Origin of the sequence: Streptomyces ovatisporus (genome assembly GCF_042653885.1) — a bacterium.
GTDB lineage: Bacteria > Actinomycetota > Actinomycetes > Streptomycetales > Streptomycetaceae > Streptomyces > Streptomyces ovatisporus.
In genome coordinates this window covers 204,182-220,706 of the sequence record NZ_JBHSFH010000002.1, presented here as the reverse complement: position 1 = coordinate 220,706, position 16,525 = coordinate 204,182, and the positions used below count along the sequence as shown (strand labels likewise).

Genomic DNA, 16,525 nt, shown 5'->3' with positions numbered 1-16,525 from the left:
CTCGGTGGGGGGTTCGGCTGGTCCTGGGCACCCGGGGCCGGCCTCGGAGTCCGTCCCCTCGTGCCCGGGGCTCAACACCGCAGCCGGGCCGTGGGACGGTATCGGGCGCATCCGCAGGCTGTCGCCTGTGAACGCGCCCGATCACGAACTCCCGGCCGGCCCGCCCGCGGACGGGGGCCGCAGCCGACGGTCGGTCCCCGTCCGTGGACGGGGACCGCCGACGGCCCCGGTCACTTCTTCGGGGAGTCCTCGACCTTGATCTTGCCCTCGACGATTCCCTTCTTGGCCTCGTCGATGTCCTTCTGGATGTCGTCGATGAAGCCGCCGGAGGTCGCGAGCGAGACGCCGTCCTCCTTCAGGTCGAAGGCGGTGGTGCCGTCCATCGGCTTGCCGTCCTTGACGCTCTTCACGAGGTCGTACACGGCGACGTCGACGTTCTTGACGGCCGAAGTGAGGATCGCGTCCTTGTACTTGGCGAGACCGGGCTGCTGGTACTGGTCGGAGTCGACGCCGATCGCCCAGGTGCCCTTCTTCTTGCTGATGACCTCGATGGAGCCCACGCCCGACTGGCCCGCGGCGGAGTAGATCACGTCGTTGTCCGCGTCGAGCATGCCCTTGGCCTTGGCCTTGGCGGCGGCAGGGTCGTTGAAGCCCTTGGTGTTGGTCGGGTACAGGTACTGCGAAGTGACCTTGACCTTCGGGTCGGTGTCCTTCACGCCCTGTGCGAAGCCGGCCTCGAACTTCTGGATGAGGGCGTTGTTGACGCCGCCTATGAAGCCGACCTTCTTGGTCTTCGTCTTCTTCGCCGCCGCGACACCCGCCAGGTAGGACGCCTCGTGCTCGGCGAATACCAGGCCGGCGACGTTCTTCTGCTTCGACGGAGAGTCGACGACACCGAAGGTGGTCTTCGGGAACTTCGCGGCGACCTTGTTGATGGACTTGCCGTAGTCGAACCCGACGCCGATGACGGGGTTGTAGCCCGCCTCGGCCAGCGAGGTCAGCCGCTGCTCGCGGTCCGCCTCGGTCTCGTCGTTCCCGGCGGTCATCTCCTTGGACTTCACACCGAGATCCTTCTCGGCCTTGTCCACACCACGGGCCGCCGCCTCGTTGAAGGAATGGTCGTCACGGCCGCCGACGTCGAACGCCAGGCCGACTCCCTTGTCCTTCTTGCCGGCGGACTCAGTGGAACTCTCACCGCACGCGGTGGCGGTCAGGGCGAGGGCCGCGGTGGTGGTGACCGCGGCAGCAAGCTTGGTTACCCGACGCAAGAGGACGTCCCCTTCGGCTCTTGGAAGCGCCTCTTCCGGCGCTGGTTTCCGGCACAGATTAACGCGCGTAGATTTCACGTAAAGACTTGCCGGAATGCTGTTATCGGATCGGTGCCAAGGGGGCTTCACACTCGCGTCCGGGCGGGCTCCGCGCACCTCACCGTGTGCGTGTGCGCGCCCCGGGTGACTGCCGCGGGGACTCGATGACGTGCTGCGACGCACGAGGCATCGCGGGCGCCGGCGCGCGTGCGGCGTGCGGCGAGGTGTGGGCGCCCGGCTGGGGGACCGGGCGCCGGGTGGGCGGGGGACGGCCGGTCAGCGGCCGGCGCGGTGGGGTTCGGGAGCGTCCAGCAGGGCTGCCGCCGTGAAGAGTTCGACGCCGACCTTGATCGCGCCCTCGTCCGCGTCGAAGTCGCCCTGGTGCAGGTCGCGTGAGTGACGCTCGCCCGGCTTACGTACGCCGAGCCGGGCCATCGCGCCGGGGACGTGCTCCAGGTACCAGCTGAAGTCCTCGCCGCCCAGGCTCTGTTCGGTGTCCTCGACGGTCGGGGTGCCGCAGCGGGCCGTCATGGCCGTACGCAACAGCTCGGTGGAACCCTGCTCGTTGACGACCGGCGGCACGCCCCGCACGTAGGTGATCTCGGACTTCGCCCGGTGGAGCGTCGCCGTCTCGTCGATGGCGGCGTGCACCAGGTCGGGCGCCTCCCGCCAGGCCTCGAGCTCCAGGCAGCGCAGGGTGCCGGAGAGTTCCGCCCGCTGCGGGATGACGTTGCAGGCGTGGCCGGATTCGATGCGTCCCCAGGTCAGGGCGAGCCCGGCGCGGGCGTCGACCCGGCGGGCGAGCAGCGCGGGCACCTCGGTGACGAGTTTCGCCGCAGCGGTGACCAGGTCCGTGGTCAGGTGCGGGCGAGCGGTGTGGCCACCGGAGCCGTTGAGGGTGACCTCGACGCGGTCGCAGGCCGAGGTGATCGGACCGGGTCGCAGTCCGATTCGGCCCGCGTCGACGCGGGGGTCGCAGTGCACGGCCAGGATGCGGCCGACACCGTCGAGGGCGCCGCCGTCGATGGCGTCGGTGGCGCCTCCGGGCAGCACCTCCTCGGCGGGCTGGAACAGGAGTCGCACGGAGCGCGTCAGATGTCCGTCACGTGCGAGGCCGGCGAGCACGAGCCCCGCACCGAGCACGACCGTGGTGTGCACGTCGTGTCCGCAGGCGTGGGCGCGGTCGGGGACGGTCGAGCGGTACGGCACCGTCTTGGTGTCCGGGATGGGCAGGGCGTCGATGTCTGCACGCAGGGCCAGCATGGGACGTACGCCGTCCCAGCGGTCCGCGAGCCCGGGGTGGACGTCGCAGACGAGACCGGTGCCCATGGGCAGGATGCGGGGTTGAAGTCCAGCCTTCTCCAAACGTGACTTGATCGCGGCTGTCGTACGGAATTCCTGGTTGCCCAGTTCCGGGTGCATGTGCAGGTCGCGTCTGAAGGCGACCAGTTCTTCGCGAAGCGCGTCGGGCAGTCTGCCGGGCAGCTCAGGTACCACACCCAGCAGGGCGGCCTCGACTGCTGCTTCGCCGGTCGGGTCCACCTCCGGCTCGGGGGACAGGACTCTGTTCATATGCGCAGGGTAGGCGCATTCAGGCCACCGCAGACACCGGATCCCGCAAAGTTCAGCCCCTCAGGCGACCAGAAATCGTGTGAGGCGGAGATTATGTCCGTTTGCCGGTGGGTATAACTACGCGCTCGCTCGTCCGGCACGCCCGGCACGGGGAGAGACCGGCGGGCGGGAGGAGGTCCCGGGGGCGGTCTCCTCGGACGCGCCCGCTCCGGGGGAAGCGGCTCGCGGCGCGTCCGCGGCAGGCGCTCCGGCAGCGGCCGGGTCCGCCCCAGTGGCGTCCGCAGGGACGACGTCCGCGCCGGCGCCGTCCCTGCCGGCGCCGTCCGTGCCCTGGTCGTCCTGGTGCCCGGCTGCCGAGGCGGCTGCTCCCAGCCGCCGTACGTTCCGCGCGCTGCCCGTCACCCCGGAGAGGAAGCCCTCGGCGCGGGGGGAGGCGCCGGCCGTCAGCCAGCTCCGGTCCACGTCGCACACCGCGACCGTGACCGGCGTGCCCGCCAGCGCGAGCGGCAGCGTGTGCACGACGGTCGAGGGAAAGCTCAGGATCGTACGGCCGATGGGGCCACGGCGGGCGACCAGCTCCAGCGGAAGGTCGGGCCGGACGATCTCCAGGCCCGTCACGCTCGTGACCCGCTGAAGCTTGTCGCTGCTTTCGCGGCGGTGCGCGAAGTAGCGCGTCGCTCCGTGGCGGCGTGCCAGTTCGGCGACGCCTTCGAGGTACCGCTCCAGGTCCACGACGCCGGTCTCCACGAGGGAGGTCCCCACGAGGTCGGTGCCGCGGGTCAGCCGTGGCGGGCCGAAGCGGGCCCGGGTCCAGGCGAAGTCGTTGGCCTGGACGGTCACGCCCAGTTCCCGCAGCCGCTGGGCGGAGGCGTCGACCGGCATCGAGCTGAAGATCTCGACGCGGCGCTGCGCGTCCTGGGTGCGCGCGGAGCTGCGGCCACCGGGCGGCCCGGGCGTGAGACGGGAGCGGGCACGCCGCGCGAAGGGTGCGAAGAGAACGTCCTGTGCCCCGCCCGTCCCCTTGCGGTGCCAGCGCACCAGCCGTTCCCCCTGGGCGAGTTGGGAGACGAACTCCATGGTGGCCGTGCCGTCGTCGACCACCACGACGCTGCGGGCGGCCGTGAGCGTGAGCATCAGCTGTACGTAGCGGGAGAAGGGGTCGCCTATGACGACGCGGCGCGCACGGCGCAGCTCGCCCGCGAGCGAACCGATGGTCTTCAGCGGCGCGGTCGCGCCGCCGCGTGCCTCCTCCCAGCGCACGGCGATGCCCTCGTCGCGGGCCAGTTCCGCCACGCGCCGCAGCTGGCCGCGCGTCATCGGGTCGTGGGGCGAGAGGACGACGATGGTCAGATGCGGCGCGTCCGGGGCGGGGGCGGCCCCCGCCGGGGCCGCCCCCGCAGCCGAAGCCGTGACCGTCGGGGAGCCCGTGTCCTGGTGCGCCCACTCCAGGACGTTGAGCAGCTGGACGGGGCTCTCCACGAAGGCGAGCGTGCCGCCCGGACCTCTCCGGGACAGGCCACGGAGACGGCGGGGCGCAGCGTTCGCCGTCGCAGTCGCCGCCGCCTTCTCCGGGGCCGGTGTGCCGACCACCGGCGGTACGTCCGGGTGCGCGTCCAGGTGCACGTCGTGGTGCGCGTCTTGGTGCACGGACTCGGGCGCCTGCCCGTCGGGTCGGCTCACGGCACAGCTCCGTACTCCTCGGTCAGACCGAGACCGGCTCGCGGTCGGCTGCCCGGTCCTCTGCCTCGGCGACGACGCCCTTGACGCGGCGGAGCTTCTGCATCGGCTTCAGCTCGCTCTCGTACACCTTCTTCACGCCGTCGCCCAGCGACTCCTCGATGGTGCGGATGTCACGCACGAGCCGCTGAAGGCCGCCCGGCTCGACGGACGCGGCCTGGTCGGAGCCCCACATGGCACGGTCGAGGGTGATGTGCCGCTCGACGAAGCAGGCGCCGAGCGCGACTGCGGCGAGGCTGGTCTGCAGGCCGGTCTCGTGGCCGCTGTAGCCGATCGGGACGTTGGGGAACTCGTTCTGCAGCGTGTGGATCATCCGCAGGTTGAGCTCGGCCGCCTTCGCCGGATAGGTCGAAGTGGCGTGGCAGAGAACGATGTTCTCGCTGCCGAGCACCTCGACGGCGTGCCGGATCTGCTTCGGCGTCGACATACCGGTGGAGAGGATCACCGCCCGGCCCGTGGCGCGCATCGCACGCAGCAGTTCGTCGTCGGTGAGCGAGGCGGAGGCCACCTTGTAGCAGGGGACGCCGAACTTCTCGAGGAACGCGACGGACTCCACGTCCCACGGCGAGGCGAACCAGTCGATGCCGCGCTTCCTGCAGTGCTCGTCGATGGCGCGGTAGCCGTCCTCGTCGAACTCGACGCGGTGGCGGTAGTCGATGTAGGTCATCCGCCCCCAGGGGGTGTCCCGTTCGACGTCCCACTGGTCGCGCGGGGTGCAGACCTCGGGGGTGCGCTTCTGGAACTTCACGGCGTCACAGCCGGCCTCGGCCGCCGCGTCGATCAGCGCGAAGGCGTTCTCCAGCTCGCCGTTGTGGTTGATGCCGATCTCGCCGGTGACGTACACGGGGTTGCCGGGACCCACGGTCTTCGTGCCGAGGGTGCGCAGACGGTCGGTGCTCATCTGGTCTGTTCTCTTTCTCGAGGGGTCGCTTGGGGACCGGTTGCAGGGGTCGTCGGATCGCCGTGCGCGGCTCGTGCCGGGCGGCGGAGTGGGTCAGAGGGAAGGCCCGAGCAGCCAGGAGGCGATCTCGCGGACCGCGCCCGCTCCCCCGGGCGTCGAGGTGACGGCGCGCGCCGCCTCGCGTACGACGTCGTGGGCGCCCGCGACCGCGACGGGCCAGCCGACGAGGTTGAAGCAGGGCAGGTCGTTGACGTCGTTGCCGACGTAGAGCACGCGCTCGGGGGCGATGCCCTTCTCCTCGCACCACTGCTTGAGGGCGAGGTCCTTCCGGTCGATGCCGTGCAGCACGGGGATCCTGAGCTTCTGGGCCCGCGCGGCCACGACCGGGTTCACCTCCGTGGAGAGGATCAGCAGTTCCAGCTCGTCGCGGCGGAGCGCGGCGATGCCGAGACCGTCGCCGCGGTGCACGGCGACCAGCTCCCGTCCTTCGGAGTCGATCAGCACCCTGTCGTCGGTCTGGGTGCCGTCGAAGTCGAGTACGACTGCGTCCACGTCCTCGCGGGACGGCAGCGCGTGCGGCTGCGCCACGTCGAGGAGCGGCGCCAGGGCCCGTGCGCGGGCCAGGTCGTGCGGGTCGTCGACCTCCAGGACGCGGGCGGGGTCGGTACGGACGAGTTCCGTACGCCCGAAGAAGCGGTGCCCGCACCTGCGGAAACCCGCGGCGTCCATGGCGTAGGCGGCCCCCGTCTCCAGCAGGTCCTGCGGGCGGTCCTGGCGGCGCGGCCGGAAGGCCTTGTCGTGGTTGACGCCGACTCCGCCCGCGGCGCTGCCGCTCTCCGCGGACCCGGCTGTGTCGTCGGCGGCTCCGGCGGCTGCGGCGGCTCCGGCGGCTCCGGCGGCTGCGGGATCAGCGGCGCCAGTTGCGTCAGCGGCGTCGCGCCAGACGAAGCCGTGGAAGGGGGCGACCGTCAGGGCGCTGTCGGCGCCTCCCTCGACGATCGCGCCCGCCACGCCGTCGACGTCTTCACGCGTGAGGAAGGGACTGGTGCACTGCACGAGCAGGATCACCTCGGCGGGGCGTCCCGAGCGCGCTTCGCAGGTGTCCACGGCGTGCAGTACGGCTGCTTCGCTGGTCGCGGTGTCGCCGGCGATCTCCGCGGGACGCTCGACGACCTGGGCCCCCGCCGCGCGTGCGGCGGCGGCGATGCCGAAATCGTCGGTGGAGACGACGACGTCCGTGACGAGCCGAGCGGCAAGGCACTCGCGTACCGCCCTGGTCACCAGCGGTGCGCCGCCCACGGTGGCGAGGTTCTTCGCGGGGACGCCCTTGGACCCTCCGCGGGCCGGGATGACGGCCACCACGCGGCGGGCCGTTCCGGACCCGCTGCCGGCGCCCGTACCGGTCCCCTGCTCGAACAACTCGGTCATATCTGCTCCTCGGCGGTGATGGGGGAAGCGCCTGCGGCCTCGCGGGCGGCGGCGTGAGGGCGGGTGCTCACAGCTCCCCCATGCGGCGGATCACCGGCGCCACTCGCTGCACGCCGTGCCGGTAGGCGCCCCGCGCCACGTCCCGGACGGCGCCGCGGACGACCGCGCGCAGGCCGGATGCGCCTTCGTCGGCCGCCGCAGCCGCGCCGGGCAGCGGGGTGCCGTCCACGTCGAGGCCGTGGCGGGCGAGGACCCCCGGCAGGTATCCGGGTGCTGTCGTGGGGGTGTAGTACGGGGCGATCCCGGGGAGGCGGTCGCGTGCGGCCAGCTCCGCGACCCGTGCGCGGGCGGTGTCGAAGGCGTGCTCGTACGACCCGTCAGGCAGTACGCCCTGCCGCGCGGTCCACTCCGGAGCCGCCTCCGGCAGGAACCCGGCGTCGAGCTGGTCCCAGGACGCGAGGCATCCCGAGCCCAGGAAGTGGTGGTTGCCCAGCGCCTCCCGCACGCCCAGGTCGGTCAGTACGGCGGTCGGTACGCCCCGGTGCAGGGACTCGAGCGCGGCCGTGGAGCTGACCGTCACCAGCAGGTCCGTACGGTCGAGCACCTCGCCCATGTGCCCGTACACGAGGCGGCAGTTGGCGGGCAGACCGCCGGGGAGCCGCCCGGCGAGCTTCTGATAGGGCTGCTCCTCGATGTGCGTGGTGTGCTCGCCCGGCCGGCTGCGCAGCTTGATGAGGACTTCGCGCCCGGGGTGGGCGCGGGCGTGCTCCACGGCGCGCCGCAGCAGGTACGCGCGGTCCGTGCGGCTCGCCGGTACGGAGGGCTGCGCCGCGAAGACGACGGTGAACGGCCGTCCCGCGTGCGGGCCTTGATCCGGGTGCCCCGGGCCCTTGTACGGTGCGCCGCCCAGGAACGGCAGAGCACCCTCGGTGACGGAGGAGCCGTCGGCCCCGACCCCGGCGTAGACGGCGCGGAAACGCTCGGCGTCGTAGCGGGAGTTGGCGAGGACGACGTCTGCGCCGTGCCTCAACAGCAGCCCGTCGGCGAGCTTTTCGTAGACGACGCCCACGTAGCCGGTGACGATCACGGGGCGGCGTACGAGACGTCCCGCCTCCTTGCCGCCCGGGCCCTCAGCGGCGCCCTCCGGCCGGGCCGCGCGGGCCATGCCGTGCAGCATCGCCTGCACCGCGCCGCCCACACAGGCCAGGACGACCACGTCGTACGCGTCCCTGCCGGAGGCCTCCCGCACGAAGCGCACACCGGTGGTCTCGCGCAGCGAGTCGACGGTGACGCCGACCTCGTCGAGCTGCCGCGGCGTCGGCGTCGCCCGGCCGCGCAGCAGCAGGCCGTCGATACGGGCACCGGGTGTGAGACGGCGGGCCGTGAGCGCGCCCCATTTCCAGCGGGTGTCGGAATCGGCGAGCACGGCTGTCCGCAGGACGGGCGCGGAGCCGGCGGTATCCGGCAGGCCGGTGGAATCCGGGGATTCCCGCGGAAGTGCGGAACGGTTGGGTGATGGCACGTCCAAGACGCTAGAAAGCAATTCCTGAGTACGGCCCAACGCGAATACAACAGACGGTTAACAGCGCACCGCGGAATGGCCAACCCGGCCGCCCGCCAAGCCCGTTCACCACCTCGCCATGCGCCGTTCACCAGGGCGTACACCGCAGGCCACAACGCGGGAGGCGGGCGCATTTAAGGTCGGCCGGGTGGTCAAGCTCTCCGTCATCGCGCCGTTCTACAACGTGCAGTCATACGCCCCGGAAACCCTTCGGAGTCTACGTGCGAATGCACGCGAGGACATCGAATTCATTCTCGTCGACGACTGCTCGACGGACAGCACTCCCGAGATTCTGGCGGGTGCAGAGAAGGATCTCCGCGGCGCCGTCCTCGTCCGGCACGAACGCAACGGCGGCCTCGCCACTGCCCGCAACACCGGGCTCGACGCGGCCCGCGGCGAATACCTGACGTTCCTCGACGGCGACGACTGGCTCGCACCGGGCTACTACGCCGAGTTGCTCGCCGCCGCCGAACGGCTGGGCTGCGACTTCCTGCGCACCGATCACGTCCAGTGCACTGCCCGCGCCCGTACGGTCTCGCGCGTCCCGCACGGCCGCCGCGGCACGGTCATGGATCCGCGGAAGGCGATCCTGCCCGCCGACCGCACGACGTCCGTCGACTACGCGTACGCCTGGGCCGGCATCTACCACCGCCGGCTGCTGGACCAGGGCCTGCTGCACTTCACCCCCGGGCTGCGCACCGCCGAGGACAGGCCGTGGATCTGGCGCCTGCACAGGGAGGCGAAGTCCTTCGCCACCGTGGGTCTGCTGGGCGTCTTCTACCGCCGCGGGGTCGCCTCCTCGCTGACGCAGATCGGGGACGTACGCCAGCTGGACTTCATCCGCGCCTTCGACCAGGTCGTCGAGGAGACCGCCCGCGACCCCGAAGCGGAGAAGCTGCTGCCGAAGGCCGTCCGTACCTACTGCGCGATCATCTCCCACCATCTGACCAGCGGCAGATTCGAACCCCACGTGGCACGCAGGCTGCGCGCGCTGAGCGCCGACGCCCTCAGGCGGCTGCCCTCCGGCGTACTCGCCGACGCCCTGGACTCCATGGACACCGAGCGCGCCTCCCGGCTTCGCCGGCTGCGCCGCCGCCCCGCCGCCATGCGGGCCCGTACCGGTGAGGCCGCGTGAACACGGAACGGCGCACCCCGGAACCGACCACCCTGCAATTCCCGACGACGGGACGAACGACGAACTCGATGCGTACGCAGATCTTCTTCGCCTCGACCCTGTACGGGGCCGCGACACTCGCCGCCGCGCTGGACGCGGGCCGCTTCTCCTCCCCCGGCCGCCCCGGCGGCGAGCCGCACCGCAGGCTGCTGCTCGTCAGCAACAACGCGGCGAATCCCGAGACGACCCCGCCGCTCGACGCCATGCCCGGCTTCGAGCGGCTGCGCGGGCGCTTCGACCGCGTCCTGTCCTGGAACGAGGCCATCCGGCCGTTCCATCCCGGCGGCTGGTCGCCGCGTACGGACGATGTGCCGATGTGGGAGCGGTACCTGCGCCTCCTGTGGGGCCTGGGGGACGACGACGTCGAACTCGTCCTGGAGTCGATCCAGGTCGAACCGGCCCTGGCCGTCGCCCGGTTGTTCCCCGACGCACCGATCGAGGTCTACGCGGACGGGCTGATGAGCTACGGCCCGACCCGCAACAAGCTCGATCCCCTCGTGGGTGCCCGCGTGCGCCGGCTCCACCACCTCGACCTGCTGGCCGGTCTGGAGCCGCTGCTGCTCACCGAGTTCGACGTCGAGGGCCGGGTGGTGCCGACCGCCGCCTTCACCGCCGTACTGGCCGAACTCGCCCGGGACGTACCGCCGTCGGTGACCACCGTGCCCACCGGCTCCGCCCTGCTGCTGGGGCAGTACATGTCGGCCCTGGAGATCCTCACCCCCGGGGAGGAGGAGGATCTGCACGTGAGCATGCTGCGCGGTGCCGCCCGGCTCGGCCACCGCAGCGTCGTGTTCAAACCGCATCCCGTGGCGCCTGCGCGGTTCTCTCACGCGCTGGAGAAGGAGGCGGGTGAACTGGGCGTCGAACTGCACGTGCTGAACACGCCGGTGCTCGCCGAGGTGCTGTACGAGCGGATGCGGCCGGCCCTCGTCGTCGGATGCTTCTCCACGGCGCTGCTGACGGCGGCCTCCCTCTACGGGCTCCGGGTCGCGCGTACCGGGACGGACCTGCTGCTGGAGCGGCTCGCCCCGTACCAGAACAGCAACCGCGTGCCCGTCACGCTCGTCGACGCGGTGCTGCCCCACCTCGACGACCCCGCGGCGGTCGGTGCGTGGCGTGCCCCCGGTGCGGCAGAGGTGGACCGCGAACTGACCGGCCTCGTACGGGCGGTGGGGTTCTGCATGCAGCCGGAGATCTACCCGGGCATGCGCGCCGACGCGGAGCACTACCTCGCGCGCCACTACGGCTCCCGCACGCGGCGCTACTTCAAGCGCCGCCGCCTCACATCACTCGCACTGCCGGGTGCGGTACCGCGCCGGCTCGCGTTCGTCCCGCGCAACCGCACGGTGCGCCGCGTCGCCCGGCGCGTACGGGCCCTGAAGCGGGCCGCACTCGGCTGACGCGCGGGGCGTACCGGGCGTACTTTCCGGGCTCCGCCCGCGGATGACGGCGAGGGCGCGTTCGGTGACCGTGCGGGGGTCCAGCCGTACGGGGACCGCCGCCCCCCTCTCGTCCGCCTGGAGCGGCTCCAGCGTGGCGAACTGCGACTCCAGCAGGCTCGGCGGCATGAAGTGGCCCGGGCGCTGTTCCATGCGCCGTGCGATGAGCGACCGGTCCCCCGTGAGGTGGAGGAAGAACACGTCAGGAGCGGCGGTGCGGAGTCTGTCCCGGTACGCGCGCTTGAGCGCGGAGCAGCTGACCACTCCGCCGAGCCCCCGTCTGGCGGCGGCCCAGCCCCCGATGGCGTCCAGCCAGGGTGCGCGGTCGCCGTCGTCGAGGGGGGTTCCGGCGGTCATCTTGGCGACGTTCGCAGCGGGGTGGAAGGCGTCGGCCTCCGCGTAGGGCACCTCCAGCGCCTCGGCGAGGAGTGCGCCGACTGTGGTCTTGCCGGTGCCTGCGACGCCCATCACGACCACGACGCCGGTTGACGGCGCCCCGGGGGGCGAAGCGTCGCGGATTCCTTCAGCCGTCGCCCTGCCCTCGGCACTCATCGCACACCTCGCTGTCCGTCCTCGTCGACCGGGCGCGGCACACTCAACCTCATTACGTCATACGTATTCAAGTGAGCGGCATCAAAAAGTCATACTTAATTGAGCTGACGGTGCACGTACGCTGAACCCCGGGGCGGCGACGACGTACGGAGACCCATGACCAGCCAGGCGGAGAGCCGGGGACGCCGGGAACAGGGCCTGCACGCGCACCTGCTCGCCGCACTCGGTCCCGCGATCACCGCGGGCGAATTCCCGCCGGGCACCGTCCTGCGCACCGACGAACTCGCCGACCGCTACGAGGTCTCCCGCACAGTCGTACGCGAGGCGGTCCGGGTCCTGGAGTCGATGCATCTGGTCGAGTCACGGCGCCGGGTCGGGGTCACCGTGCTCCCCTCCGAGGAGTGGAACGTCTACGACCCGCAAGTGATCACCTGGCGCCTCGCGGGGGCGGACCGGCCACGGCAGCTGCGCTCGCTGACGATGCTGCGCTCGGCAGTGGAACCCGTGGCCGCCCGCCTCGCCGCCGAGCTGGCCACACCCGAGGAGTGCGCCGAACTGACCGGGCACGCCCTGGGCCTCGTACGCACCTCGCGCGGCGAGCAGCTGCCCGGCTACCTCGTGCACGACATGGCGTTCCACCGGGTGATACTGCGGGCCTCGCGCAACGAGATGTTCGCCAGGCTCGGCGACGTCGTGGCCGCGGTCCTCACCGGACGCACCGAGCACGAGGTGATGTTCCGCGACCCGCGCCGGGCGGCGGTCACGATGCACGTACAGGTCGCCGAGGCAGTGCGCGAGGGCGACGCGGCGACCGCCGAGCGCGTGATGCGGACCATCACGGAGGACGCGATGGCGGAACTGGACGTCCTCGCGCCCTGATCGTCCCGATCACCCTGACACCCGAGCACCGGCCCGCGCCCCGTTCCCGGCTCCCGGCTCCCGGCTCCGGGTTCCCCGGCTCGCTCAGGCCCCGGCCACGCGCCGCACCACCCGCAGCAGGTACTCCTTCCGGTTGAGCGGATCGTGGTCCGTGCGCGACCGCGAGGGGACCAGCGCCCCGGCGACCGGCCGGTAGTGCGAGAAGGCGCACTCGAGGACGCCCTCGCCGCTGGTCAGCGGCGGCAACTGCTGCTCCAGGGCATGGATGTTCGCGGCCGGCATCTCCCCCTCCAGCAGGTACGACGCGCCCTCCGTCGCCGGCGCCCGCGGTACGGCCCGCAGCTGCGACAGGACGGGCAGTACGGTCCCGAACGTCTCGGCGGGGATCTCCAGCCGGAAGTGGTGCACCGGCTCGTGGACGGTCGTACCGGCCCGCTTCAGCGCCTCCATCAGGACCAGCGGGGTCAGCTGCCGGAAGTCCGCGCCGGTGCTCGACATGCTCTTGTCGAAGACGGCGTGGGCGTGGCTCTGCCGCGGCGCGTAACCGGAGTGGGTCATGGTCACCTTGCAGTCGGTGACCTGCCAGCCGTGCAGCCCCTCCCGCAGCGTCTCCCGTACGGTCTCCTCCACCGCCCGCATGAACGCGTAGGGCATGGAGCCCAGTTCGACCTCCAGCCCGTATCCGACGCCACTGCCCGGCGGGGCGGGATCGATGCGCAGGCCGACTGTCGCCAGGAAGGGGTTGGGCTCCTTGTGCATCGTCTCGACGGCCGCTCCGGTGCCTGCGGGACGTTCGATGCAGATCGTCGTGGACTCCCGGAAGGTGACGTCCACTCCGTACTCGTCCGCCAGCGTCGCCTGTACGACCTCCTTCTGCACCTCGCCGTAGAGGGACAGGGAGATCTCCCCGCGGAGTTCGTCCTGGCGCAGGCCGATCAGCGGGTCCGCCTCGGCCACTTCGGTCAGGGCGGCGTGGAGCGTCCCCTTGTCGCCCGGCAGGCAGGGGCTGACGACCGTCTCGAGCGTCGGCGGAGCGAAGTGGTGAACTCCCCTGCTGCTCCCCCGCGCCGGCCCGACGGTGTCGCCGATCCGCACTCCGTCCAGGCCCCTGAACCTGCCGATCTGCCCTGCGGTGGCCGAGGTCCGCCGCACCGCGGAACCCTGCTCGAAGAATTCGATCCCCGTGATCTTCCCCTCGTCGTCCTCGCCGAAGGGAAGCCTGTCGCGGACCCGTACCGTCCCCGAGTACATGCGGACGTACGCGATCTGCCTGCCGCCCGCGGCGCGTTCGACCTTGAAGACCCTGCCGGAGACCGGCCCGTCACCGTCCCCCTCGGTGGACGGCAGCAGCTCCCTGATCCCGGCGGTCAGCGCCCCCACCCCCGCCCCCGTGATCGCGGAACCGAAGAAGAGCGGATGGACCAGCCCCTGCCGGGACTGCACGGCGAGCTGTTCGCGGAGCCGCTCGTGGGAGAGCCCGGCCTCGTCCTCGACGTACGCCGCCAGAAGCTCTTCGTCGTTCTCCGCGAGCAGCTCCGCCAGTCCCCTGCCCGAGCCTGCACCGGCCCCTTCCCGGAGTGCCTCGCCGTACGGGACGAAGCCGGCCTTCCGGGTGCCGAGCGCGCGTGCCGCGCCCATGGGCAGGGCGGCAGGGGTCAGCTTCTCCCGGATGTTCCGCAGCACCCGCCCGTCGTGGGCACCGCGGCGGTCGATCTTGTTGACGAAGATGAGGACCGGGATGCGGAGTCGCTGCAGCGTCCGCATCAGGATGCGTGTCTGGGGCTGCACCCCTTCGACGGCGGAGACGACCAGCACGGCACCGTCGAGTACGTCGAGGACCCGCTCCACCTCGGCGATGAAGTCCGGATGCCCCGGGGTGTCGATCAGGTTGACCGCGACGTCGCCGCCGACCACGAACGACACGACCGCGGACTTGATCGTGATGCCGCGCCGCCGCTCCAGCGACAGGGTGTCGGTCCTGGTACTGCCGTCGTCGACACTGCCGAGCTCGTCGATGACACCCGCGGAATGGAGCAGCCGCTCCGTCAGGCTGGTCTTACCGGCGTCTACATGGGCGAGAATTCCGAGGTTGAGCATTTTCACCGAGCGTCATGTCCTCTGCGTAGCCGAAAGTTCCTTCCTTCTGGGTGGACATGAACGCTCGCCGCATCTTCTTCTCCTCGCTGTCCCGGCCGGTGCTGTGGCCGGGAAGGTTTGCCGGGAAGCTCGCGGCGTCCGGTGCGGTGCATCGCAAGGCGGAGGATCGTCCTCGTACTGGGCGTACTCGGGCGACTCCGACAACACAGCGAGGTGCCGTACCGGGCGACGCGAGCCGGTGAACCTTCCCGGTCGCAGCGCCGGTGCTGTGGCCGGGAGCTCAGCAGAACGCAGCCGCTGACGGCAACCGGATTTCGGTCCCCTCAGCGGCCTGACGTGTCGGTGACGTGCCCGTCGGCGGTTGCCCTACGGGCCTGCCGCGGGCACCGGCGTCTCGGGCGGCCGGTGCTCGAACCACCTCTGGTCCGCCTCCAGTTGGGCGGCGAGCTGGACGAGCAGCGGCTCGCTGTCCGCCGGTCCGAGCAGCTGGGCCCCCAGCGGGAGGCCCGTTCCGGTGAAACCCGCGGGGACGTTGACGCCCGGCCAGCCCAGTACGTTCCAGGGCCACGCGTAAGGGCAGTGCGCGATCATCGTGCGGTCCGTCTGCCACCCCGAGAGCCCGGCGAGGTCGCCGATGCGCGGGGGCGGCGTCGCCGTCGTGGGTGCCAGGACCACGTCGAAACGGCGGAAGATCCTGCCGACCCTGCGCCGCAGCGGGGCCTCCGCGGCGCGCGCGGCGCGCAGCACCTGCCCGCCCAGCAGCCGGCCGGAGCGTGCGGCGCCCCGCGTACGGGCGTCCAGCAGCGCCGCGTCGGGGGCACGGAGGCTCCACTCGCGGATGCCTGCCGTGGCGCGCGGCACGAAGGTCAGCCCGATCGGCCCGTACCCGGGGTCCGCTTCCTCGACCTCGTGCCCGAGGGCCGCCAGGCGCTCCGCGATCCCGGTGACCGCCGTCCGTACGGCCGGATCGAGCGACTTCCGGGTCGCCGTCCACGGCGGACGGAGCGACAGCGCGATGCGCAGCCGCCCCGGGTCCCGGCCGACCGCGGAGCGCACCTCGACCGGCGCCGGCCGGTGGAGGTCGCCGTCGACGTTGCCCGACACGACGTCCAGCAGCAGCGCCGCGTCCTCGACCATGCGTGCGAGCGGCCCGAAGACCGTGATCCCCTTGAACGCCTCCGGTTCCGGCCACGTCGAGATCCGGCCGCGCTGCGGTTTGATGCCGACGAGATGGCTCCAGGCGGCAGGGATACGGATGGAGCCGGCCCCGTCCGAACCCAGCGCCGCCGCGACGAGTCCCGCGGCGACAGCGGCGGCCGAGCCGCCGGACGAACCGCCCGGCGTGTGCTCCAGGCTCCACGGGTTGCGGGTCTCACCGAAGGCGGGCCCCTCCGTGAAGGGCCACTGGCCCAGCTCGGGCGAGTTCGTCTTGCCGACGACGACGGCACCGGCCGCGCGCAGCCGCCGCACGCACTCGCTGTCCGCCTCCTTGGGCGGGAAGTCCCCGGGGCAGCCGAACGCGGTGGGCTCGCCGGTGACGTCCACGTCGTCCTTCACCGCCACCGGCACACCGAGCAGCGGCAGCCGCTCACCACGCGCCAACTGCCGGTCGGCGGCGTCCGCTTCCGCCAGCGCCGCCTCCTCGCGCACCCGCCGGAAGGCGTTCAGCGTCGGCTGGGTCGCGGCGATCCGGGCCAGAGCACGCTCGGTCAGCTCCCGCGCACTCACCTCACCGGCGGCCAGGGCGGCCGCCTGCCCTGCGAGGCCGCGCGACTCCCGGGGCTCCGCCTTCGGAAGGGCGTCCGTGCTCACAGCACTCCATGTCCGGGGCCTCCCGCCGGGAAGCAGCCCCTTACTCGCCGGTAATGTGCCCTCTCA

The 16,525-nt window shown here is 71.9% G+C and carries 10 protein-coding genes and 2 pseudogenes; 3 read left to right on the top strand and 9 right to left on the bottom strand.

What is annotated here, in order from left to right; translation table 11 throughout:
• Positions 1-230: 230 nt before the first annotated feature.
• The 6 genes and pseudogenes from ACFPA8_RS01215 to ACFPA8_RS01190 all read right to left on the bottom strand — a co-directional run bounded on the left by ACFPA8_RS01215 (position 231) and on the right by ACFPA8_RS01190 (position 8,413).
• Entirely contained in the window at positions 231-1,268 is a 1,038-nt protein-coding gene (locus ACFPA8_RS01215; protein WP_386440848.1) for a BMP family lipoprotein, read from the bottom strand.
• A gap of 315 nt (positions 1,269-1,583) precedes the next feature.
• A complete protein-coding gene (locus tag ACFPA8_RS01210) occupies positions 1,584-2,879 on the bottom strand; it encodes an amidohydrolase (protein WP_386440845.1) in 1,296 nt (431 codons plus the stop codon).
• Positions 2,880-3,242: 363 nt separating this feature from the next.
• Positions 3,243-4,394 (bottom strand): annotated as a pseudogene (locus tag ACFPA8_RS01205) (hypothetical protein); the annotation flags it as partial.
• 187 nt (positions 4,395-4,581) lie between these two features.
• A complete protein-coding gene (locus ACFPA8_RS01200; RefSeq protein ID WP_386440843.1) occupies positions 4,582-5,517 on the bottom strand; it encodes an N-acetylneuraminate synthase family protein in 936 nt (311 codons plus the stop codon).
• Between the two features lie 93 nt (positions 5,518-5,610).
• Entirely contained in the window at positions 5,611-6,945 is a 1,335-nt protein-coding gene (locus ACFPA8_RS01195) for a cytidylyltransferase domain-containing protein (RefSeq protein WP_386440840.1), read from the bottom strand.
• A gap of 67 nt (positions 6,946-7,012) precedes the next feature.
• Positions 7,013-8,413, bottom strand: a complete 1,401-nt coding sequence (locus tag ACFPA8_RS01190) for a DUF6716 putative glycosyltransferase (RefSeq protein ID WP_386441167.1) — start codon at positions 8,411-8,413, stop codon at positions 7,013-7,015.
• A 241-nt stretch (positions 8,414-8,654) separates the two neighbouring features.
• On the opposite strand from ACFPA8_RS01190, the gene ACFPA8_RS01185 reads away from it, so the two are divergent.
• Both ACFPA8_RS01185 and ACFPA8_RS01180 read left to right on the top strand, forming a co-directional pair.
• Positions 8,655-9,641, top strand: coding sequence for a glycosyltransferase family 2 protein (locus tag ACFPA8_RS01185; RefSeq protein WP_386440837.1), 987 nt, complete (start codon positions 8,655-8,657; stop codon positions 9,639-9,641).
• A gap of 68 nt (positions 9,642-9,709) precedes the next feature.
• Entirely contained in the window at positions 9,710-11,080 is a 1,371-nt protein-coding gene (locus ACFPA8_RS01180) for a polysialyltransferase family glycosyltransferase (protein WP_386440835.1), read from the top strand.
• Positions 11,081-11,116: 36 nt separating this feature from the next.
• On the opposite strand, the pseudogene ACFPA8_RS01175 reads toward ACFPA8_RS01180, so the two are convergent.
• Positions 11,117-11,587: pseudogene (locus ACFPA8_RS01175) on the bottom strand (gluconokinase); the annotation flags it as partial.
• Between the two features lie 240 nt (positions 11,588-11,827).
• Between ACFPA8_RS01175 and ACFPA8_RS01170 the strand changes: the two are divergent.
• Positions 11,828-12,550 carry a FadR/GntR family transcriptional regulator gene (locus ACFPA8_RS01170; RefSeq protein WP_386440832.1) on the top strand — a complete coding sequence of 241 codons (723 nt, stop codon included), beginning with the start codon at positions 11,828-11,830 and terminating at the stop codon, positions 12,548-12,550.
• A gap of 84 nt (positions 12,551-12,634) precedes the next feature.
• Here ACFPA8_RS01170 and ACFPA8_RS01165 read toward each other — a convergent pair whose 3' ends face one another.
• Together ACFPA8_RS01165 and ACFPA8_RS01160 are read right to left on the bottom strand one after the other, a co-directional pair.
• Positions 12,635-14,653, bottom strand: coding sequence for a GTP-binding protein (locus ACFPA8_RS01165; protein ID WP_417801314.1), 2,019 nt, complete (start codon positions 14,651-14,653; stop codon positions 12,635-12,637).
• A 360-nt stretch (positions 14,654-15,013) separates the two neighbouring features.
• Complete coding sequence (locus tag ACFPA8_RS01160) at positions 15,014-16,459, bottom strand: amidase (protein ID WP_386440826.1); 1,446 nt, start codon at positions 16,457-16,459, stop codon at positions 15,014-15,016.
• Between the last annotated feature and the right edge of the window lie 66 nt (positions 16,460-16,525).